This window comes from Ramlibacter sp., from assembly GCF_041916345.1.
Classification (GTDB): domain Bacteria; phylum Pseudomonadota; class Gammaproteobacteria; order Burkholderiales; family Burkholderiaceae_C; genus Ramlibacter.
This window is the reverse complement of record NZ_JAYRZR010000051.1, coordinates 21,475-28,161: the sequence shown is the minus strand read 5'-3', so window position 1 is coordinate 28,161 and position 6,687 is coordinate 21,475. Positions and strand designations below refer to the sequence as shown.

6 protein-coding genes are annotated in these 6,687 nt (G+C 69.3%); 2 read left to right on the top strand and 4 right to left on the bottom strand.

The features are described 5' to 3' along the window. Positions 1-309, bottom strand: a 309-nt coding sequence (locus ACE3T5_RS13790; protein ID WP_374668599.1) for a phosphotransferase, incomplete at its 3' end; no start/stop codon positions are given. Positions 310-401: 92 nt separating this feature from the next. Between ACE3T5_RS13790 and polA the strand changes: the two genes are divergently transcribed. Further along, positions 402-3,206 (top strand): DNA polymerase I, encoded by a 2,805-nt coding sequence (polA, locus tag ACE3T5_RS13785; RefSeq protein ID WP_374668597.1) that lies wholly within the window; start codon positions 402-404, stop codon positions 3,204-3,206. Positions 3,207-3,264: 58 nt separating this feature from the next. Here the strand turns inward: polA and ACE3T5_RS13780 are convergent, their stop codons facing one another. Beyond that, entirely contained in the window at positions 3,265-4,143 is an 879-nt protein-coding gene (locus ACE3T5_RS13780; RefSeq protein WP_374668595.1) for a hypothetical protein, read from the bottom strand. Continuing rightward, the gene (locus ACE3T5_RS13775; protein WP_374668593.1) at positions 4,140-4,424 is read right to left on the bottom strand and encodes a hypothetical protein; all 285 of its coding nucleotides are present in this window, start codon (positions 4,422-4,424) and stop codon (positions 4,140-4,142) included. Before ACE3T5_RS13775 ends, ACE3T5_RS13780 begins: the two co-directional genes overlap by 4 nt. 104 nt (positions 4,425-4,528) lie before the next feature. Between ACE3T5_RS13775 and ACE3T5_RS13770 the strand changes: the two genes are divergently transcribed. Further along, complete coding sequence (locus tag ACE3T5_RS13770) at positions 4,529-5,095, top strand: ankyrin repeat domain-containing protein (protein WP_374668591.1); 567 nt, start codon at positions 4,529-4,531, stop codon at positions 5,093-5,095. A gap of 25 nt (positions 5,096-5,120) precedes the next feature. Here ACE3T5_RS13770 and ACE3T5_RS13765 read toward each other — a convergent pair whose 3' ends face one another. Further along, on the bottom strand, positions 5,121-6,641 hold the full coding sequence (locus ACE3T5_RS13765) for an aldehyde dehydrogenase family protein (RefSeq protein ID WP_374668589.1): 1,521 nt from the start codon (positions 6,639-6,641) through the stop codon (positions 5,121-5,123). Between the last annotated feature and the right edge of the window lie 46 nt (positions 6,642-6,687).

The following is a 6,687-nucleotide window of genomic DNA, read 5'->3' as shown; positions in this document are numbered from 1 at the left end:
CGCCGCCGGCTTGCCGCAGACGCGGTGCAGGATGTCCCCGCTGCGGTCGGCCTGCGGATCAGGCACCGGGACGCCACGCCGCGCCAGGTGCTTCATCAGGTGCAGGTAGAAGGGCAACTGCTCGAAGCCCAGGCGCTCGAACAGGGTGAGCACGTACTCGTGCGCCTCGCCCTCGCGCTCGCAGGTGGCGAAGTAGTTGGTGTTCTCGATGCCGCCCTGGATGCCCCGCAGCTCGCGCAGCTCACCCAGGCCCAGCGAGCGCATCAGCGCGCGCGCCTCGTCGTCGGAGACTTCGGTGAAGACGGCCATGTCAGGTGGGGAAGAGGGGGCGAGCGCGGTTCACGGGGCGAGATTGTCGCTCATGCCACTCCTACCACCCGCGCCCATGCACAATCCCCGCCATGAGCGAGAACGCCCCCGCACCGACCCCCGACGAAGCCCGCACCCTGCTGCTGGTCGACGGCTCCAGCTACCTGTACCGAGCGTTCCACGCCATGCCGGATCTGCGGGCGGTGCCGGGCGACCCCACCAGCCCGGCCACCGGCGCCATCCGCGGCATGATCAACATGCTGCAGAAGCTGCGCAAGGACGTGCGGGCCGACTACGCGGCCTGTGTGTTCGATGCGCCGGGCAAGACCTTCCGCGACGACCTGTACCCCGACTACAAGGCCACGCGCTCGCCGATGCCCGATGACCTGCGCGCGCAGATCGAGCCGATCCACGAAGTGGTGCGTCTGCTGGGCTGGAAGGTGCTGCATGTGCCCGGCGTGGAGGCTGACGATGTGATCGGCACGCTGGCCCGCGTGGCCGAGCGGCAGGGGGTGCGCACCGTCATCTCCAGCGGCGACAAGGATCTGTCGCAGCTCGTCAGCGATCACATCGTCGTGATCGACACCATGAACGACCGCCGGCGCGATGCCGCTGGCGTGGAGGCGGAGTTCGGCGTGCCGCCGCGCCTGATGGTGGACTACCAGACGCTGGTGGGCGACGCGGTGGACAACGTGCCCGGCGTCGACAAGGTCGGCCCCAAGACGGCGGTGAAGCTGCTCACCGAGTACGGCTCGCTCGACAACCTGGTGGCCCGCGCCGCCGAGGTGAAAGGCGCCGTGGGCGAGAACCTGCGCCGCGCGCTGGACTGGCTGCCCAAGGGCCGCGAGCTGCTGACCATCAAGACCGATTGCGATCTGGCCGGCCACCTGGACAGCCTGCCCGCGCTGGACGGCATCGCCATCGGCGGGCAGGACACCGAGGCGCTGAAGGCCTTCTACGAGAAGTACGGCTTCCGCGGCCTGGCCAAGCAGCTCGAAGCGCATGACACGCCGCCCGAGCGCATCGCCGCCACGCCCGGCGGCACCGGTGAACTGTTCGACGATGCCCCCGTGCCCGGCCGCTCCCGCGCGACCAACCTGCAGTACGACACCGTCTTCACCTGGGAGCAGTTCGACGCGTGGCTGGCTCGCATCCAGGCCGCGTCGCTGGTGGCGCTGGACACCGAGACCGACTCGCTGGACGAGATGGTGGCCCGCATCGTCGGCCTGTCCTTCAGCACCGAGCCCGGCGTGGCCTGCTACATCCCGCTGGCCCACACCTACCAGGGCGCGCCGGACCAGTTGCCGCTGGAAGAGGTGCTGGCCCGCCTGAAGCCCTGGCTGGAAGACGGCACCCGGCACAAGCTGGGCCAGCACGTGAAGTACGACCGCCACGTGTTCGCCAACCACGGCATCGAGGTGCAGGGCTACGTGCACGACACGATGCTGCAGAGCTACGTGCTGGAAGTGCACAAGCCGCATGGCCTGGCGAGCCTGGCCGAACGCCACCTGGGCCGCAGCGGCATCGACTACGAGCAGGTGGCGGGCAAGGGCGCGCACCAGATCAAGTTCAACCAGGTGCCGGTGGACAAGGCCGCGGAATACTCCTGCGAGGACTCCGACCAGACCATCGACGTGCACCACGCGCTGTGGCCCAAGCTGGAGGCCGATGCGAAGCTGCGCTTCATCTACGAACTGGAGATCGCCACGAGTGAGACGCTGTACCGCGTGGAGCGCAACGGCGTGCTGATCGACGCGCAGGCGCTGGCGAAGCAGAGCAACGAGCTGGGCCAGCGCATCATGGCGCTGGAGCGCGAGGCGCACGATCTCGCGGGCCAGCCCTTCAACCTGGGCAGCCCCAAGCAGATCGGCGAGGTGCTGTTCGGCAAGCTGGGCCTGCCGGTGAAGAAGAAGACGGCCAGCGGCGCCCCTAGCACCGACGAGGAAGTGCTGGAGCAGCTGGCGGAAGACTACCCCTTGCCCGCCAAGCTGCTGGCGCACCGCAGCCTGTCGAAGCTCAAGGGCACCTACACCGACAAGCTGGCGCAGATGGCCAACCCGCGCACGGGCCGCGTGCACACCCACTACGCGCAGGCGGTGGCGGTGACCGGGCGCCTCTCCAGCAACGACCCCAACCTGCAGAACATCCCCATCCGCACGGCCGAGGGCCGGCGCGTGCGCGAGGCCTTCATCGCGCCGGCGGGCCACCGCATCGCCAGCGCGGACTACAGCCAGATCGAGCTGCGCATCATGGCGCACATCAGCGAAGACGAAGCCCTGGTGCGCGCCTTCCGCGAGAACATGGATGTGCACCGCGCCACCGCGGCGGAGGTGTTCGGCGTGCCGCCCGACCAGGTGACGAGCGAGCAGCGGCGCTACGCCAAGGTCATCAACTTCGGCCTCATCTACGGCATGAGCAGCTTTGGCCTGGCGCGCAACCTGGGCATCGAGAACAGCGCCGCCAAGGCCTACATCGACCGCTACTTCCAGCGCTACCCGGGCGTGAAGACCTACATGGACGAGACGCGCCTGTCGGCCAAGAGCAAGGGCTATGTGGAGACGGTATTCGGACGTCGCCTCTACCTGCCCGAGATCAACTCACCCAACGGCCCGCGGCGTGGCGGCGCCGAGCGTCAGGCGATCAACGCGCCCATGCAGGGCACCGCGGCCGACCTGATCAAGCTGAGCATGAACGAGGTGCAGCGCGTGCTGGAGCGCGAAGGTCGCCGCACGAAGATGATCATGCAGGTGCACGACGAACTGGTTTTCGAGGTGCCCGAGGACGAGGTGGACTGGGTGCGCGTCGAGGTGCCGCGCGTGATGGCCAGCGTGGCGGAACTGCGCGTGCCGCTGCTGGCCGAGATCGGCGTGGGGATGAACTGGGAAGAGGCGCACTGAGGGCTGTTCACTCCCTCCCCCTCCGGGGGAGGGCCGGGGTGGGGGCGCCCCCCGCTCCCTACCGCTTCGTCTCCGCGACCCTGCGCCCGTAATGAGCCGCCTTCTCCGAATCCCCCAGCGCGCGATAGAGCAGCTCCAGCTCCTCATACACATGCGGATCGGGCTGCCCTGCATCGTCCCAGGCCTTCTCCAGCTGCAACTGCATGGCCAACGCTTCCTGCAGCCGCCCCTGCGCGCGGAAGGTCCACGCGATCATCCAGTCGGCGATGCGCACGGCCCGTGTCCGCCCGGCGCGCTCATGCGCGGCGCGTGACAGCCGGAACTGCCGCAGCGCGTCCTCATACCGGCCGGCCAGGTGATAGGCATAGCCGGTGTTGTTGCGCAGCGAGCCCTCCCACTTCTTGGCCTCCGGCTGGTCGGATTGCTCCATGAGGGCAATCGCCCGCTCGTTCCACGCGAGCTGCTTCGCCGGCTCGCTGTCGACCACCGCCATCATGTGCAGCGCGTCGATGGCCAGCGCATCCAGGCGCGCCTGCTGCGCGATCTCGAAGGCGCGCAGGTAGTGGCCGCGCGCCGTCTCCACCGCCGCGGGCGTGAGGGCGGACTTCGGGTGCGTGGCGGACGCATAGACGCGCCCCATCTCCAGCTGCCAGCGCGTGCGCGCCTCGGCCGAGCCGCTGGCCTGGCGCGTCGCCATCTCGGCCAGCACCGCGCCCGCACGCGCGAAATCCTTGCGCAGGCCGTGCGTGCGCGCAATCTGCGTCTGCAGGATGAGCTGCTTGTCCGGCGTGGCGGACAGCATCGCCTCACGGAAGCGCTGCTCGCTGACGGCGGGGGAGCGGAAGTCCCAGAGGGCGTCGAGGTCGATGGCCATGGCGTTGCCCATGGACAGCGCGGCAGCAGCCACGGCTGCGCCGATACGGCGGATTCCCTTCATTCGCCGGGCTGCGCGGATTTTCGACTGGCCAGCTCCGCCTCCAGCGCGGACTGCCAGGCCTTGCGCCGTTCTTCGAAGCCCTTGCGGCTGGCAAAGGGCAGGGCGCGGAACTGCGCCAGCACCGATGGATCCTCGGCCAGCCGCTCCACCATCAGGTGGGTCGCCTTGAGATAGGGCGTGCTGCCCACCATCAGCGCCTGCCGCAGCAGGGCGTGGTCCGCGACGACGCGGCCCGCCAGCTCGGCGATTTCCTGGCGGAGTTGATCGACTTCAGCGGTCATGGGGATCCTCCTGGGTGGGTGGGGTGTCTGGCGGCATTCTCGGTGCAGTGGCGGCTGGCGTCGAGAGGCCCCACCACCCCATCGTCATCCGCCAGAATCCTCGCATGCCCACCCGTCGCGCCGCAACGCTGCTGGCCCTCCTGCTGCCCTGGCCGCTCACCGTCGCCGCCGAACCGGCGCTGGATCAGGCCCTGCGTGAAGCCGCCGAGCGCAACGACCTGCCGGCCTTCCAGGCCCTGCTGGCCCGCGGCGCGGACGTGAACGCGGCCGACGCGCAGCGCAACACCGCCTTCCTGCTCGCCGCGCGCAGCGGCCACGCCGCCATCGTGCGCGCGGCGCTCGCTGCTGGCGCGGACGTGAAGTCGCTCAACCGCTTCGGCAGCACCGCGCTCATGGGCCCGGCGTATCGGGGCCACGTGGAGGTGGTGCGCGTGCTGATGGGCACACCCATCGATCTGCACCATGTCAACAACCTCGGCTGGACGGCGCTGCTGGAGGCCATCGTGCTGGGCACCGACGGTCCCGCCCATCGCGAGATCGTGCGCATGCTCATCGAGGCTGGCAGCGACGTGAACGCCCGCGACCGCGAGGGGGTGTCGGCCCTGCAGCATGCGCAGCAGCGTGGGCAGGCGGAGGTGGTGCGGATGCTGCGGGGGCGAGGGGCGCGGTGAGAGCGCTCCCCCGGCTCCTGCACGCTCAGAAGAACCCCAGCGCCTTCGGCGAATAGCTCACCAACAGGTTCTTCGTCTGCTGGTAGTGCTCCAGCATCACCTTGTGCGTTTCGCGGCCGATGCCCGATTCCTTGTAGCCGCCGAAGGCCGCGTGGGCGGGGTAGGCGTGATAGCAGTTGGTCCACACGCGGCCGGCCTGGATGGCGCGGCCCAGGCGGTAGGCGCGGCTGCCGTCGCGCGTCCACACGCCGGCGCCCAGGCCGTAGGGCGTGTCGTTGGCGATGGCCAGCGCCTCGGCCTCATCCTTGAAGGTGGTCACGGCCAGCACGGGGCCGAAGATCTCTTCCTGGAAGATGCGCATGCGGTTGTGGCCCTTGAACAGCGTGGGCTGGATGTAGTAGCCCTCCACCAGCTCGCCCGGCAGGCGGGCACGCGCGCCGCCGGTGAGCACCTGCGCGCCTTCTTCCTTGCCCAGTGCCAGGTACGACTCGATCTTCTGCATCTGCATCAGCGAGGCCTGCGCGCCCATCATCGTCTCGGTGTCCAGCGGGTTGCCCTGCCGGATGGCCTTCACGCGCTGGATGGCGCGGTCCATGAAGCGGTCGTACACCGATTCCTGGATCAGCGCGCGGCTCGGGCAGGTGCACACCTCGCCCTGGTTGAAGGCGAACAGCACCAGGCCCTCAATGGCCTTGTCCAGGAACTCGTCGTCGGCCGCGGCCACGTCGTCGAAGAAGATGTTGGGCGACTTGCCACCCAGCTCCAGCGTGGCCGGGATCAGGTTGGCGGCAGCGGCCTGCGCGATCACCTTGCCGGTGGCGGTGGAGCCGGTGAAGGCGATCTTGGCGATGCGCTTGCTGGTGGCCAGTGGCATGCCCGCCTCGCGGCCGAAGCCGTTGACCACGTTGATCACGCCCGCGGGCAGCAGGTCACCGATCAGCTCCATCAGCACGAGGATGGAGATGGGCGTGGACTCGGCGGGCTTGAGCACCACGCAGTTGCCGGCGGCCAGCGCGGGCGCCAGCTTCCACGCGGCCATCAGGATCGGGAAGTTCCACGGAATGATCTGTCCCACCACGCCCAGCGGCTCGTGGAAGTGATAGGCCACCGTGTCGTTGTCGATCTGCGAGAGCGAGCCTTCCTGCGAGCGCAGGCAGCCCGCGAAGTACCGGAAGTGGTCCGACGACAGCGGGATGTCGGCGTTCAGCGTCTCGCGGATCGGCTTGCCGTTGTCCACGGTCTCGGCGTAGGCCAGCTTCTCCAGGTTGGCGTCGATGCGATCGGCGATGCGCAGCAGCAGGTTCGCGCGCTCGGTGGCGGAAGTGCGGCCCCACGCGGGCGCGGCGGCATGCGCGGCGTCGAGCGCCCGCTCGACGTCGGCCGCGGTGGAGCGCGCGGCCTGCGTGTAGGGCATGCCGTTGATGGGGGTCAGCACATCGAAGTACTGGCCATCGGCCGGCGGCACGAAGCGTCCGCCGATGAAGTTGTCGTAGCGGCTCTTGTAGGCGATGGGCGCGCCAGCGGCGCCGGGCTTGGCATAGATCATGGAGTGTCTCCTCAAGGGGTTGCGCGAAAGGGCTTCGCGTGGCCCT

What these genes read in the sequence shown, in the direction of transcription:
- ACE3T5_RS13770 (WP_374668591.1), top strand. Translation starts at nt 4,529, where the DNA reads ATGCCCACCCGTCGCGCCGCAACGCTGCTGGCCCTCCTGCTGCCCTGG.
- ACE3T5_RS13780 (WP_374668595.1), bottom strand. Translation starts at nt 4,143, where the DNA reads ATGAAGGGAATCCGCCGTATCGGCGCAGCCGTGGCTGCTGCCGCGCTG.
- ACE3T5_RS13765 (WP_374668589.1), bottom strand. Translation starts at nt 6,641, where the DNA reads ATGATCTATGCCAAGCCCGGCGCCGCTGGCGCGCCCATCGCCTACAAG.
- polA (WP_374668597.1), top strand. Translation starts at nt 402, where the DNA reads ATGAGCGAGAACGCCCCCGCACCGACCCCCGACGAAGCCCGCACCCTG.
- ACE3T5_RS13775 (WP_374668593.1), bottom strand. Translation starts at nt 4,424, where the DNA reads ATGACCGCTGAAGTCGATCAACTCCGCCAGGAAATCGCCGAGCTGGCG.